Source organism: Bacillus arachidis (assembly GCF_030285945.1).
In the GTDB taxonomy this organism is placed as follows: Bacteria; Bacillota; Bacilli; order Bacillales; family Bacillaceae_G; genus Bacillus_A; species Bacillus_A arachidis.
Genome location: NZ_CP127376.1, coordinates 4,678,857 through 4,694,259, shown reverse-complemented (window position 1 = coordinate 4,694,259; position 15,403 = coordinate 4,678,857). Strand labels below are relative to the sequence as shown.

14 protein-coding genes are annotated in these 15,403 nt (G+C 32.7%); all 14 read left to right on the top strand.

Going from position 1 to position 15,403, the window contains the following annotated elements:
* The first annotated feature begins 88 nt into the window (after positions 1 to 88).
* The 14 genes from QRY57_RS25870 (at position 89) to QRY57_RS25805 (ending at position 15,344) form a co-directional block, all read left to right on the top strand.
* The gene (locus tag QRY57_RS25870) at positions 89 to 1,903 is read left to right on the top strand and encodes a polysaccharide biosynthesis protein (RefSeq protein WP_286016472.1); all 1,815 of its coding nucleotides are present in this window, start codon (positions 89 to 91) and stop codon (positions 1,901 to 1,903) included.
* A 104-nt stretch (positions 1,904 to 2,007) separates the two neighbouring features.
* Positions 2,008 to 3,174, top strand: coding sequence for a glycosyltransferase family 4 protein (locus QRY57_RS25865; RefSeq protein WP_286016471.1), 1,167 nt, complete (start codon positions 2,008 to 2,010; stop codon positions 3,172 to 3,174).
* On the top strand, positions 3,137 to 4,204 hold the full coding sequence (locus QRY57_RS25860) for a glycosyltransferase (protein ID WP_208016590.1): 1,068 nt from the start codon (positions 3,137 to 3,139) through the stop codon (positions 4,202 to 4,204). Before QRY57_RS25865 ends, QRY57_RS25860 begins: the two co-directional genes overlap by 38 nt.
* Positions 4,205 to 4,215: 11 nt before the next feature.
* Entirely contained in the window at positions 4,216 to 5,328 is a 1,113-nt protein-coding gene (locus tag QRY57_RS25855; protein WP_286016470.1) for a glycosyltransferase family 1 protein, read from the top strand.
* A gap of 27 nt (positions 5,329 to 5,355) precedes the next feature.
* Complete coding sequence (locus tag QRY57_RS25850) at positions 5,356 to 6,258, top strand: glycosyltransferase family 2 protein (RefSeq protein ID WP_286016469.1); 903 nt, start codon at positions 5,356 to 5,358, stop codon at positions 6,256 to 6,258.
* 151 nt (positions 6,259 to 6,409) lie between these two features.
* Positions 6,410 to 7,477, top strand: coding sequence for an EpsG family protein (locus tag QRY57_RS25845; RefSeq protein ID WP_286016468.1), 1,068 nt, complete (start codon positions 6,410 to 6,412; stop codon positions 7,475 to 7,477).
* Positions 7,478 to 7,537: 60 nt separating this feature from the next.
* Complete coding sequence (locus tag QRY57_RS25840) at positions 7,538 to 8,305, top strand: glycosyltransferase family 32 protein (RefSeq protein ID WP_208016586.1); 768 nt, start codon at positions 7,538 to 7,540, stop codon at positions 8,303 to 8,305.
* Positions 8,298 to 8,915 (top strand): acyltransferase, encoded by a 618-nt coding sequence (locus QRY57_RS25835; protein WP_286016467.1) that lies wholly within the window; start codon positions 8,298 to 8,300, stop codon positions 8,913 to 8,915. Before QRY57_RS25840 ends, QRY57_RS25835 begins: the two co-directional genes overlap by 8 nt.
* Before the next feature lie 85 nt (positions 8,916 to 9,000).
* The gene (locus QRY57_RS25830; protein WP_208016584.1) at positions 9,001 to 10,203 is read left to right on the top strand and encodes a glycosyltransferase; all 1,203 of its coding nucleotides are present in this window, start codon (positions 9,001 to 9,003) and stop codon (positions 10,201 to 10,203) included.
* A gap of 240 nt (positions 10,204 to 10,443) precedes the next feature.
* On the top strand, positions 10,444 to 11,475 hold the full coding sequence (locus tag QRY57_RS25825; protein WP_286016466.1) for a glycosyltransferase: 1,032 nt from the start codon (positions 10,444 to 10,446) through the stop codon (positions 11,473 to 11,475).
* Between the two features lie 18 nt (positions 11,476 to 11,493).
* Positions 11,494 to 12,654: a polysaccharide pyruvyl transferase family protein gene (locus QRY57_RS25820; RefSeq protein ID WP_286016465.1), complete on the top strand. Its 1,161-nt coding sequence runs from the start codon at positions 11,494 to 11,496 to the stop codon at positions 12,652 to 12,654.
* A 14-nt stretch (positions 12,655 to 12,668) separates the two neighbouring features.
* Positions 12,669 to 13,859, top strand: coding sequence for a glycosyltransferase (locus tag QRY57_RS25815; RefSeq protein ID WP_286016464.1), 1,191 nt, complete (start codon positions 12,669 to 12,671; stop codon positions 13,857 to 13,859).
* Positions 13,860 to 13,871: 12 nt separating this feature from the next.
* Complete coding sequence (locus QRY57_RS25810) at positions 13,872 to 15,065, top strand: glycosyltransferase (protein ID WP_286016463.1); 1,194 nt, start codon at positions 13,872 to 13,874, stop codon at positions 15,063 to 15,065.
* 45 nt (positions 15,066 to 15,110) lie between these two features.
* Positions 15,111 to 15,344, top strand: a complete 234-nt coding sequence (locus QRY57_RS25805) for a hypothetical protein (protein ID WP_286016462.1) — start codon at positions 15,111 to 15,113, stop codon at positions 15,342 to 15,344.
* Positions 15,345 to 15,403: the final 59 nt, after the last annotated feature.

The window sequence follows — 15,403 nt, the reverse complement described above, 5'->3', positions numbered from 1 at the left end:
GTTATTCATTTATGTCCTTCATTAAATCTTTAGTTGGGTATATATAAATAAAAATATCAGTTGCAAAAAATTGAGAGAGGGGCCTATTATGACGTATCATCAAAGGTTGTTTCTATTAATTTTAATAGATTCCTTAATTGTATTAACCACGATTTTCTTTAGTCGCTTTTTAGTAAGTGCTGATTTCCATGTCATAACATTGCCGATTGTAGTAAGTGCACTGACCTTGCTTCTTAGCCATCATGTTTTTTCTTTTATTTATAAGTTATATAAAAAAGCATGGGAGTATGCAAGTATAGGCGAACTATTCATTGTTTTGAAAGCAGTTACACTTTCTGTTATCACAACAGCAGTAGTACAACGGATATTGCTCCATGATATTTATTTCCGTCTGCTTGTTGTAACGTGGATGATTCATGTTTTACTGATTGGAGGATCACGCTTTCTATGGCGAATGTTTAGAGATGCATATATTAAAAAGGGTGACGACAAAAAAAGAACAATGATTATTGGGGCAGGTTCTGCGGGAGCAATGGTTGTACGACAGCTTTTGAATAATAATGAAACAGAATTACTGCCTGTTGCCTTCATCGATGACAATATAAAGAAACATGGATTGGATATTCTTGGGGTACCAGTAATCGGAGGGATTAAACGTATTGAATCTGCTGTTCAGCAATTAGATATTGATAATATCATAATAGCAATTCCATCGCTTAGCAAGAAAGCATTAAATACGATTTTCCAAGAATGTTCCAAGACAAAAATAAAAACACAAATTCTCCCGAGGTTAGAGGATTTAATGACTGGGAAGGTTTCAGTAAATGAATTTCGTGATGTTCAGGTAGAAGATTTATTAGGGCGTGAACCGGTTGAATTAGATATTGAAAGTATTTCAGGGTTCATTACTGATAAAGTTATTTTGGTAACTGGTGCCGGTGGTTCAATTGGATCTGAAATTTGTCGTCAAATCGCAAAATTTAATCCAAAACAATTGGTTTTATTAGGCCATGGGGAAAATAGTATCTATTCTATTGAAATGGAATTAAAAGAGCTATACAGTGACACCGATATTATCTTTACTACAGAAATTGCTGATGTACAGGATGATATGAAAATGATGTCAGTCATGAGTCAATATCATCCTCAAGTTGTTTATCACGCTGCTGCACATAAGCATGTACCCTTAATGGAACGTAATCCTGAAGAAGCGGTAAAAAATAATTTGATCGGGACAACAAACGTAGCAAAAGCAGCAAGTTGGCATGGCGTTGAGACGTTTGTAATGATTTCTACAGATAAAGCTGTGAATCCTACGAGTGTAATGGGAGCGACAAAAAGGCTTGCTGAAATGGTAATCCAAAACTTAGATAAAACAAGTAGTACGAAATTTGTGGCTGTACGATTTGGAAATGTATTAGGGAGCCGTGGTAGTGTTATACCACTGTTCAAAAAGCAAATTAAGCAAGGGGGACCAGTGACTGTCACTGATCCAAAAATGATTCGTTACTTTATGACAATTCCAGAGGCATCTAAACTTGTAATACAAGCCGGGGCATTAGCTAAAGGTGGGGAGATATTCATTTTGGATATGGGTGATCCTGTCAAAATAGTGGATCTTGCGAAAAACTTAATTACATTATCAGGACATTCATTAGATGAGATACAAATAAAGTTCACTGGAATGAGACCTGGAGAGAAGCTTTTTGAAGAATTGTTGAAAAAAGAGGAAGTACATGAGCAACAAATCCATCCTAAAATTTATATAGGTAAAAGGTCTGATCTTTACATAAAAGAAATTGAAGAAATTATTCAAACATATCATAATATTGAGAAAACTGAATTAAGAGAAGAGCTATTGAAATTGGCAAATAGTCGTATAGTTCTGCAAAATATAGTATGAATGTCAATTTGAGTACGTGTGCGTAGATACGTATTTTATTATTTAGAAAAATGAAGTATGTGCAAGTTGGTTAGACAGATTATAACGAGTGTAGGGTGATATATGTGAGAAATAAAGTATTATTCTGTGCAACAGTTGATTTTCATTTTAAAGCTTTTCACTTGCCGTATATGAAATGGTTTAAAGAACAAGGGTGGGAAGTTCATGTTGCTGCTGCTGGCAACATGAAACTTCCCTACGTGGATAAGAAGTATGAAATTTCTATCCAAAGATCACCTTTGCAGTTCAAAAATATTAAGGCTTATAAAGAATTGAAAGCTATTATTGATGAAAATGGATACAAAATTATTCATTGCCATACACCAATGGGGGGCGTGATTACACGTTTAGCGGCAAGAAATGCTAGGAAATATGGAACGAAGGTTTTATATACTGCTCACGGGTTCCATTTTTGTAAAGGTGCCCCGCTTATAAATTGGTTATTATATTATCCCATTGAAAAAATAATGGCAAATTACACAGACTGCCTGATAACAATAAATCAAGAGGATTATAATCTGGCTGTTCAGCGGCGTTTCAAAGCAGTTAAAATTGAACAGGTTCACGGAGTGGGAGTAGATACAGAATACTTTAAACCAGTTGATGAGATTCAAAAGTTTTGTATAAGGAGTGAGATGGGATATAAACCTAATGATTTCTTGATGTTCTATGCGGCTGAGTTTAATAAAAATAAAAATCAACAATTTTTGATTCGGTCATTGGCTTTAATAAAGGATATTGTCCCAAACGCGAAGCTTCTATTAGCTGGAAACGGTCCCTTACTAGAGGATTGTAAAGACTTGGCCAAACAAATTGGCGTATATGAAATGGTGGACTTTCTTGGTTATCGGAATGATATCCCGCAATTTTTACCAGCCTGCGATATTGCGGTTGCATCGAGTCTTCGCGAAGGTTTACCGGTTAATATTATGGAGGCAATGGCTTGTGGATTGCCAATAATTGCAAGTGAGAATAGGGGACATTTGGAGCTTGTAGAAGATGAAGTAAATGGTCATATCATTTCCAATCAAGATACTCAAGTGTTTGCTTTAAAAGTAGTAGAGATGAGCAAGTCAAAGGAATTACTTGTAAAAATGGGTATTGAAAGTAAGCGGAAAATGCATAAATATTCGATTATTCAAGTTAAATCGGAATTGAGTTCTATTTATGGGAAATATATTCTGGAGGAAACGGATGAAGCCGAAAGTAAGTATAATAGTTCCTGTCTATAATGTTGAAAATTTATTAGGAAGATGTTTAAACAGCTTAATATCACAAACACTTGAAGATATCGAAATCATCGTGGTAAACGATGGCTCAACAGATAAGAGTGCAAATATACTTAATGAGTATGCAAAGAAAGATAAAAGGATTATAGTGATTGAAAAAGAAAATGGTGGTGTTTCTTCAGCAAGAAATGCAGGTATACAAACTGCGAGCGGGGAATATATTGGGTTTGTTGATCCGGATGATTGGATAGACATGGAAATGTATGAAACCTTGTATAAGGAAGCAGTTCAAGGTAAAGCAGACGTTGTTATGTGTACATATACTCGTGAATTTGGAAGTCATTCAAAAGAGAAGAAATTTGATCTTCCTGAAAAAATTTGTTATGAAGGCGAAGAAATTAAAGCAAATGTAATGAGACGTTTAATCGGTCCTATAAATGAAGAAATGGGAAATCCAGAATTCTTAGATGCGTGGGGCACTGTTTGGTCAAAGCTTTATCGTTCTGCGGTTATTAAAGAGAATGCTATTCAGTTTGTGGATTTGAGTTATATTGGTACAAATGAGGATTCATTATTTAATATACAGGTGTTCTATTATATAGATCATTTTGTTTTCTTAAACGAGCCATTTTATCATTATTGGAAAACAAATGCGGCTTCGGTGACATCTAATTACAAATCGGAATTGATGAACCAATGGTTTAACCTGTATGACATCATCGAGAGATTTTTAAAAGATAAGGGGCTATCAGGGAATTTCCAATTAGCTTTAAATAATCGTATTTGTCTTAATACGCTCGGACTTGGTCTGAATACAATCAGTAAAAGTAATCGTGTATCTCCATTAACAAAATTTAATATATTAAGTAAAATACTGAATGATAATCGTATAAAACGTTCTTTTAAACAATTAGAAATGAATTACTTTCCGATTGTTTGGAAGGCGTTTTACTTTTGTGTAAAATACAGATTTACTGCAGGATATTATTTCATGTTAGTGGCAATAGATTCACTCAGAAAGATGATTAGATAGGGGTGGTACTCTTGAAACCTATTCGTATACTTCAAGTAGTTACCGTCATGAATCGTGGCGGGCTTGAAACTATGTTGATGAATTATTATCGAAGAATAGATCGTAGTAAGATTCAATTTGATTTTATGGTACATAGAACAGATAAGGGACATTATGATGATGAAATTGAGGAGCTTGGTGGAAAAATTTATCGAATGCCACAGATACGCCCTGGAAATTATCGACGTTACTTTAAATTACTCAATGAGTTCTTTGCTACTAATCCTGAGTATAAAGTAGTGCATTCCCATATCAATGAGAACAGTAGTTTTGTATTAAGAGCAGCAAAAAATGCAGGTGTTCCGTGCCGTATTGCTCACAGTCATTTAAGTGATTTAGGTATCGACATAAAACTTCCTTTTCGATTATATGCACGATTCACAATGAAAGAAAATCCGACTGCATATTTTGCATGTTCAAAAAAAGCAGGGGAATGGTTGTTTGGGAAGAAAAGAGCAAACTCTAATGAAGTAAAAGTTCTAAATAACGCAGTGAATGCTGCAGAATTTAAATATAACGAAAGTAACAGAAATAAGGTAAGAGAAGAAATTGGAGCAAACGATAATACGTTAGTTATCGGGCATATAGGAAGATTCAATAAGCAAAAAAATCATGAATTTTTAATAGATATTTTCCATGCTGTACATAAAAAGAACCCAGAATCCATACTGGTTCTCATAGGAGAGGGTACTCTACGTGCAAGCATTGAAAAAAAAGTCGCTGATTTAGGATTGTCTTCTAAAGTCAGATTTCTAGGAACTAGAACTGATATCCCGCAATTGATGCAAGGATTTGATGTTTTTCTATTTCCATCGCTTTTTGAAGGCTTGCCAGTTGTACTAGTGGAAGCACAGGCTGCTGGTTTAAATTGTGTGGTGTCTGATGCAATTACTAGTGAATCTAACTTGACTGGTCGAATGAAATTCATGAGCTTAAAGAGTTCAACGGAATTATGGGCAGATTCAATTCTTTCCTCATCATTAGAGCATGAGGATACAACAAATGTAATGCAAAATATGGGCTATGATACGGCTACTATGGCAAATTGGCTGACAGATTACTATTATGCGCATGCCTATAAATAATAAAAATTTGATGCAGGAGGGGTTGCAATGATACAACTTTTAACCATTTTTACGCCTACATATAATCGTGCATATACCCTTCATTTATGTTACGAAAGTTTAAAGAGACAAAAATGTAAAGATTTTATTTGGTTAATTATTGATGATGGCTCTACTGATAGCACAAAGGAACTTATAGATACTTGGATTGCAGAAGATGTCGTTCCCATTCGTTATCATTACCAAGAAAATCAAGGTATGCACGGAGCACACAATACCGCTTATGAATTAATTGATACAGAGTTAAATGTTTGTATAGACTCGGATGATTATATGGCTGAAGATGCAGTTGAAAAGATTGCTTCATTTTGGAAGACACATGGAAGTAAGAAGTTTGCTGGAATAGTCGGTTTGGATGCGAAGCAGAATGGGGAGATCATTGGAACAAAAATGCCATCTAATATTCAGGCTTCCACACTATCAGGTTTGTATGGTCTTCATGGGGTTAGAGGCGATAAGAAACTAGTTTATCGTTCGGAATTGACAAAAAAATCTTTGCCATATCCTATATTTCCAGGAGAAAAGTACTGTCCGCTCAGTTATAAGTATATTTTAATTGATCAACAATGTCCTTTACTTATTATGAACGAAGTCTTATGCCATGTGGAATATTTAGATGATGGTTCAAGCATGAACATGATTAAACAATATAAGAAAAATCCGCGTGGGTTTTTATTCTTCAGGAAGGTTGCTATGAAGTATGCTCCTTCTTTTAAGGAGAGATTTCGAGAATCCATACATTATGTATCGAGTAATCTAATGATTAGAAATTATGCTTTTCTTAAAGAATCACCATGTAAGGGTACGACTCTCTTGGCTATACCTTTCGGGATTCTTCTCTATCTTTATATACAGAATACGAGTAATAAAACCGTTTCGAAGCGTCATTAGGAAGGTAAAGACATGCGGGTAATTGCTGCTTAAGGTTGCAATCATTGGCTGATGAATCTGTTGATATATTTATGTATAAATATATCTATTTTTTCAGTGTCTTTGCTTGTCTAAGTTACTTGCTTGTTTGCTGTGTGGAAGGAGTTATGGAATGACTATATTATGGATAAACCTTTTTGTAGTTTACATTTTATCTTTTTTTGCAAGGTATTCTGCAAAGAGCATGAGCAACGGGATCGTTCCGGTTCAACCAAATAAGATGCTTAGTTTCTTGGCAATGGCATCTCTTGTTATTGTATCGGGACTTAGAAATAATATTGGTGATACTTATTTTTACATGTATTCCTATGCCCACAATGAATTCAGTTGGAGCAATATTGATTTTTCAGGGGATTTTGGATTTGATATTTTACAGATGTTTCTGCAACATTTCTCAAAAGATCCGCAGATCATGATATTTTTTGTCGCTTTAGTAACAAATGTATTAATTGTAATAACTCTTTATAAATACTCCCGAATGTTTGAATTAGCTTTATTTGTATATATTACAGGTGGAATGTATTTGGTATCCATGAATGGAATCAGACAATTTTTAGCAGCATCCATTGTCTTTCTGGCCACGAAATATATTTTTAATGGAAATTGGAAAAAATATATTTTAGTTGTACTTTTAGCAGCTATGATTCATAAGTCAGCGCTTGTCTTAATCCCAATTTATTTTATGGTTAGGAGAAAGGCTTGGGCTTGGGATACGTATGTATTGCTGTTCTTCTCGGTCATTATAGTAATTGGGTTTAACCAATTCTCATCCGCTTTGTTCTCGGCATTAGAATCAACTCAGTATGGACACTATAAGAACTTTGCAGAGGGAGGAGCAAATGTATTACGTGTTGCAGTTAGTGCTGTGCCAATAGTTATTGCATATCTTGGCAGAGAAAAATTAAGAGAAGTCTTTCCGAAAAGTGATTACATTGTAAACATGTCTTTAATTGGTTTAGTGTTTATGATTATTTCAACGCAAAATTGGATATTTGCAAGATTTACCATTTATTTCAGTTTATATCAATTAATTTTAATTTCATGGATTGTTGTATTATTTTCTAAAAAGGATAGGAAGCTCGTATATTACGGACTTTTATTATGTTATCTCATTTATTATTTTTATGAGAATGTAATAAGTTTAGGTATCATTTATACAAGTAAATATATATCTTTATAGACTTTTAAGTAACCCCTACTTTTAAGTATAAATTTAAGCATATCGGGGAGAGTGTATCAATTGGAGAACGTGAGGAAAATTCCATCAATCATACATTATTGTTGGTTTGGTGGTGGAGAGAAACCTGAGATCGTACAAAAATGCATAGATAGCTGGAAGAGGAACCTCCCAGAATATGAAATTATTGAGTGGAATGAAAATAATTTTGACATAGAATGTAACTTATATGTCAAAGAAGCCTATGATGCGAAAAAATTTGCATTTGTAAGCGATTATGTAAGAGTATATGTTCTTTATAAGTTTGGAGGTATTTATTTAGATACTGATGTAGAGGTATTTAAACCTTTTGATAATATGCTTCATCATGATTCATTTTGGGGATTTGAACAAGAAAATTATATAGCTACAAGTACTATAGGGGCTATGAAAGGAAATAAGTTAATTAAAACATTTTTGGATTCATATGAAGGGAAAGAGTTCATCAAAGAAGATGGAAACCATGATGAATTAACCAATGTGGCTATTGTAACGAATATACTAAAAAATGCAGGGTTAAAATTAAATGGAGAATATCAAGAAATAAGCGGTATGGGGGCCTTTTATCCACAAACTTATTTTTCTCCATATGATTATATCAATTGCAGAAAATTTATAACTGAAAATACATATGCAATGCATCATTTTTATAAAAGTTGGTTGCCGCCCAAAGTAAGAATCAAGGGTAATATAAAATTGATCTTAGCGAAAATAATAGGTGGAAATAATATTGCTAGGCTAAGAAAGTACATAATAGGAAAAAAAGGTTTTAAGGAGAATACACATGATTAATGTATTCAAGAAAATTATTCAAACAATAGTTGCAGAAAGCCGTAATAGAGGGCTGTACTTTACTGTACTAATGAATATTTCACATGTAATTGGTGCATTAAGAGGTGCCTTCTATAAGGTAATATATTTTCGTAATATAAAGTGTTCAATCTTTTTTCTCCAAGCAAATAGCAAGATTGAGATCTTTAATAAGCGTTCAAAAGTTAATATTGGAAAGTTTGTATTTGTAAGAAAGAATGCCAGCATGAGACTGGATTTTGACGGAGTATTAGATATAGAAGAAAAAGTGTTTATTAATGATAACTGTAATATCAACTGTGTAAATAGAATATCGATTGGAAGAGGTACAAAGATAGGACCCAATGTGTGCATTAATGACCACGATCATAATTATAAAGACCCTACAGATGGTCATCTGGTAAAAGGTGAAGTAAAGATAGGGAAGAATGTTTGGATTGGTTCTAATGTAGTTATATTGAAGGATACTATTATAGGCGATAATACCGTAATAGCTGCCGGAAGCGTTGTAAAAGGGCGTATTCCTTCTAATACGCTATTTGTGAATAAAAGAGAGAATATCTGTATTGATCGCACTAGTTTAAGCAGCTAATGAAAAGTTTATTCCATATGAATTCACATACTACGATTGCTTTCATTTACTTACATCAAAACAAAACATGAATATGAGGAAGCGTATGAAAAAAAATGTTTTAATCTCTATCTATGATATGGAGATAGGTGGAATAGAGAGAAGTCTAATTAATATGTTGGAAAGCTTCGACTATGATACATACAACATAGATTTATTGATTTTTAATCATAGCGGAGAGTTCTTAAATCTAGTACCTAATAAAGTTAACGTACTACCACAGATAGGTGGATATACCGTCTTTAGGAAGTCAATTGTGCAATGTATACGTGGAGGATATTTTGGGGCAGTAATCACAAGAATAATAAGTAAGTATATGGCAGGCAGAATATCAAAAAAGAGACAATTAAAGGAAGGTTCGGGATATATTCAGATGCAGCTTGTGTCAAAATATGCAGCATATTTTTTGCCTAAACAGAAAAAAAAATATGACGTTGCGATTAGTTACGCATGGCCACACGATGTTTTAGCTGATAATGTCAGCGCTGATAGGAAGGTTGCTTGGATTCATACAGATTATAGCACACTAGAAATTGATAATAAAATTGATTTTTCTATGTGGAATAAATTTGATTACATAGCATCTATATCAGACGAATGTACAAAGACGTTTTTAACTGTATATCCATCGCTAAAAAATAAAATTGTACAAATAGAAAATATTACTTCACCCCAATTTATTCGAAATATGGCTGAAAGCACTGTGAATTTTAATAAAAAAAGTAACGATACCTTTAATATTTTATCGGTTGGAAGGTTGTCATATGCGAAAGGGTTTGATGTTGCTATACAAGCTCTTAAAGCATTACATAATAAGGGGTTAAATAATATAAAATGGTATGTGATAGGATACGGATCGGATGAATCTATCCTTAAAGAACTGATAACGGAACAACAGTTAGAAGACAGTTTTATACTATTAGGCAAACAAACTAATCCATATCCGTATATGAAGTTATGTGATTTATACGTTCAACCGTCCAGATATGAGGGAAAGGCAGTTACGGTTACGGAAGCTAAAATCCTTGAAAAGCCTATATTGATAACTAATTATCCTACTGCGGCCAGTCAATTGGATGATGGAATTGAAGGCGTTATATGTGATTCAAGTGTAGAGGGGTTAGTCGAAGGTATCGAAAATTTATATAGAGATGATGAGCTAAGGAAAACATTAATCAATAATTTGCGAGATCGAGATTATAGTAATAACGCTGAATTAAATAAGTTATATAAAATTATCCCGCATTAACGGGCAGTAAGACCCCCACCTCAAAATTCGGCAAAAACAAAGGAGTTAGGTGGGGGATCAACGACCCGTAAAAGCCCGATTGGTTCAACTAATAATTATTGGGGGATGAAGAAAATCCTCAATGATTAAAGTTCCACTTTATAAGCGCCTAACCAATTCATACATCAAGTATAGGGGATAATAATAGAGGTGTATTTATGATAGTGGCGTAAGAGATTTCCCATAAAGGTGTGATTAGGCATGAGCCAAAAAGTAAGTGTAATAATACCAGTTTATAACGTAGAAAAATATATCACTCAGTGCATAGAGTCACTTTTAAATCAAACACTTCAAGAGTGTGAGTTTATATTTATTAATGATGGTTCAACAGATAACAGCAGAGAAATAATTGAGAAGTATAAGGAATTAGATGACCGGATTATACTTATCAATCAAAGAAATCAAGGTGTAAGTGTTGCTAGAAATAGGGGCTTACATTTAGCGGTTGGGGAATATGTTGGATTTGTTGATGCTGATGATTCTGTAAAAAGAGATATGTATAGGGTGTTATATAATTCAGTAAAAGAAAGTAATTGTGATGTAGTTATATCAAATTTCGAGAGTGAAACAGAAGGGCATAAGGTAACTACAAAATATCCATTTCCTATAGATATTGTTCTCAAAAGGGATTATATAGATCGAGAATTATTACCTTATTTTCTGAAGGCAGATAACTTGAATACCGTTGTAAATAAGATTTATCGAAATAATGTAATCAAAGAAAATGGCGTTAAATTTCCAAATGGAATTGCATTGGGAGAAGATGGAATGTTTAACGTTGAATTCTTTAGTGTTGCAACCCGTATGAAATATATCAATTATGCAGGTTATCACTATAGGGAAGTAGCTGGTAGTGCTACTAGAAATATATCGAAAAGAGATTACTTTCAAAGGGCTGTAGAAGTATATACTATGGAATTGCCTAAAATATATACTGATAAATTTAATAAAGTAAAAATAGATCAATTAAAATCAATAAAGTTTATTAATAGTGTAATGTCCTATATACACGTTTATTTTACACCGTCTAAAGATGTAAGTTTCAGTAAGCGGTATAAATACGTAAAAAGTATGATACGAAATAAACATGTGAGAGAGGCACTACCTATATATTATAGTGAAATTTATAGCAAGCTAGGAAGATATGAGCGGCTAATAATAAATTTAATAAAGAGACAATCAACGGTTGGGCTATATTGCGTCACAGCCTACAGTAGATTCAGAAATAAATAATAGTGAGGGAGCTTAAGTATGAAAATCATGATGTTTGCCCATGGCGGAAGTCTGAATAGAGGGTGTGAGGCTATTGTTCGTTCCTCTACTAATATCATAAAAGAAAAGGTAGATGAAGCAAAGATATATTTGATATCAAGTAAGCCTGAAACAGATAAGATTATAACAAAGTTAGATGGAATATATGATGGTTCTACTAAGAGTATAGCAAAGTACTCATATGATTGGTGGATGGCTTTACTTAAAGTAAAAATGTTTAATGATGAATCTTATGCAATAGCTAAAATGGAAGATAATATAATTAAACATATAAAGAATATGGATGTATGCTTATCTATAGGCGGAGATAATTATTGTTACGGGGAGCAGCCTGCATTGTATGAAATAGATAAAAAAGTAAAAGCAGCAGGAAAGAAGTTAGTGTTATGGGGATGTTCTATAGGTGAAGAGGATATGTCGGAGAGAAAGTTAGGAGACTTAAAACAGTTTGATTTAATATTAGCTCGTGAAACCCTTACCTATAATATGTTGAAAAACAAGGGACTGAATAATGTTAAATTGTGTGCAGATCCTGCATTTACCATGGAGAAAGAAGAGTTGGAATTACCTAAAGGATGGCAAGAGGGGAATACAATAGGTCTTAATTTTAGTCCACTTGTATGGAATAGAAATAAGGATTCACAAGTTGCGGTAAGAGATTTAATTAATCATATACTAGATACTACAGATTCAACAATTGCCCTCACACCGCATGTTATGCAGGATGGGAATAATGATTATGAGGTTCTGCATACATATTATGAGGAATTTAAAAATACAGGTAGGGTAATTATATTACCAAACAATTTAAATGCAATACAATATAAAGGCTATATAGCTAGGATGCGATTCTTTATAGGAGCTAGAACACATGCCACGATAGCGGCTTACTCAAACTGTGTTCCAACTATGGTATTGGGATACAGTATAAAATCGAAGGGAATAGCTAAAGACTTATTTGGAGAAGAGAAATTAGTCTTAAATATAGAAGAAATATCTAATAGTAATAAATTAAAAGCTAAATTCGATGAGATGGTAAGAGAAGAAGATCAATTAAAGCGAAAACTAGAACAAACTATGCCTAATATTAAAAGAATGTCATATAAAGCGGTAGAATACTTACAAGAATTAGCTAAGTAAATCGAGGTTATATTATGAAAAAAAAATTATTATTTATTATGCCTAGTCTATCTGCTGGTGGTGGGGAAAAAAGTCTGGTAAATTTACTATCCCAAATAGATTATCAGTTATATAATGTGGATTTATTTTTGTTTAACCATGAAGGTATATTTATGGAATTTGTACCAAAAGATGTACAAATTTTGCCTATACCAGAAGCATATAAGACGTTTACTCTACCTTTGTTTAAATCGGTCAAAGCATTTTTATTAAAAGGGGAAATATCACTAGCATATAATAGATGTATGTTCACTATGAAGAATAGAATAGGAAAAAATACATCGATAAAGGAACAATGCAGCTGGAAATATATTGCTAAGTCTTTAAATGAAATTGAGAAACAGTATGATGCTACTATAGGGTTCTTAGAAAAAACCGCTACATATTTTTGTGTAGATAAGGTGAAAGCACATAAAAAAATAGGATGGGTACACATTGATTATAATAAATTAGGAATGGATTCGAACTTTGATGCTTTGTACTTCAAAAAGCTAAACAATATAGTTACAGTATCGGAAGAGTGTGCCAACATTCTAAAACATAGATTTCCTAATCAAAAAGATGAAATAAGTGTTATTTACAATATTGTATCACCGACAATGATACATAAAATGGCTAATCAAGAAAATAAGGATGTTTATGTTAAGCAAGATAATGAAATTATTATCCTTTCGATAGGTAGGTTGCACTATCAAAAAGGCTTTGAAATGGCTATAGAATCCTGTAAGAAATTAATAGATAAAGGGTACAAAATAAAGTGGAATATTATAGGTGAGGGGGAAGAAAGAGAACAACTGACTAATTTGATAAAAGCAAATAAATTAGAAAATAATTTCAAATTGTTAGGGTTAAAATCTAATCCTTACCCGTATATAAAACAAGCAGATATTTATGCACAGACATCTAAATTTGAAGGGAAATCTATAGCAATTGATGAGGCAAAAATATTGAATAAGCCTATACTTGTTACTGATTTTAGTACTGCGAAAGATCAAATTGACAACGAGATAAATGGATTAATTGTAGACATGAAACCAGAGGCTATTGCAGAAGGAATTGAGAGACTTATAAAAGATATAAAACTAAAGAAAACATTAGTAAGTAACCTTTCGAAAGAGAAATTAGGAACGGAAGAAGAAATATATAAGTTATATGAAATTCTATAATGGGTGAAGTTCATGAAAAAAAATATATTATTTATAATGAATAATTTAAATTGTGGTGGGGCTGAAAAAGCCCTAATTTCTTTATTGGAAGTTATAGATTATTCTAAATACAAAGTAGATTTATTTTTATTTAAGCATGAAGGAATATTTATAAATAAGTTACCAAAAGAAGTCACTGTATTACCAGAACCGATAAAATATAAATATTTTGATATGCCCATAAAAAAGTCTTTTACAGAATTAATGAAAATAGGAGATTTTAAAACGATATTTTCTAGAGGGGTATTAGGTTATCTGGCTAAGACAGAAACAAATGGGGCCATAATTGAACAAAAAATATGGAAATACATGTCAAACTCGATAGGTAAAATCAATGAGGAATACGATGTAGCTATAGGATTCCAGGAAAAAAACCCTATATATTTCTGTGTAGACAAGGTAAAAGCGAAAAAAAAGATTGGATGGATACACACGGATTATAACAAATTAGGGATTGATTATAGCAAAGAAAAATTTTATTTTGGTAAACTGGATCATATAGTGACTGTATCAGAAGAGCTAGTAAATATTTTAAAGGAGAATTTTCCTGAACATGAAAAAAAAATTGAGTGTATACACAATATAGTTTCTTCCAGAATGATAAGGAAAATGTCATTAGAGAAAGTTGATTTTAAAGAAGAGAACGATAGAAGTATATCATTAATTTCGGTAGGAAGATTGGCTAAAGAAAAGGGATTAGATATCTCTTTAGAAGCATTTAATATACTCATAAAAAAAGGGTACGATCTTACATGGTATTTGATTGGAGAAGGCAACGTAAGAGAAGAACTTGAAAGAATTATAAAGGAAGAAAAACTGGAGAAAAGGGTAAAATTATTAGGTGTAAAAGAAAATCCATATCCATACATAAAACAAGCAGATATATATATTCAAACATCTAGATATGAAGGTAAATCTATTTCTATAGATGAGGCAAAAATACTGGCAAAGCCAATATTAATTACTAATTTTGAGACAGCTAATAATCATATAAGAAATAATATCAATGGAGTAATTGCAGAGATGACCCCTATGTCAGTGGCAAATCATCTTGAGTTATTAATAAAAGAAGAAAAGTTAAGAAGTAAGTTTATCGATAATCTCAAGAAAGAAGAATTGGGGACAGAAGATGAAGTGGATCATTTGTATAACTTAATAAATGGTTAAATATAGCACTTATTAAGTTAAATAATACATCCATTGGAGGCCATTATGTTTAGTCGGGTAAAGAAATCCTTAATGGTAAAATTAGGGATTGTATCCCTTGAAGATTTAACAGTAGAAGCGTGTGTGCAAAGAGGTATGAAGATAGGGAAAAATTGTAGTGGATTAGCTGGAAGTACAATTGACTATGCTCATTGTTGGCTAATAGAAATAGGTGATAATGTTACATTTGCCCCCAAGTATATCTCCTTGCACATGACGACAGTACGAAACGATATTTAGATTATACAAAAATAGCGAAAATAAAAATAGAAGACAATGTATTTGTAGGAGCAAGGGCC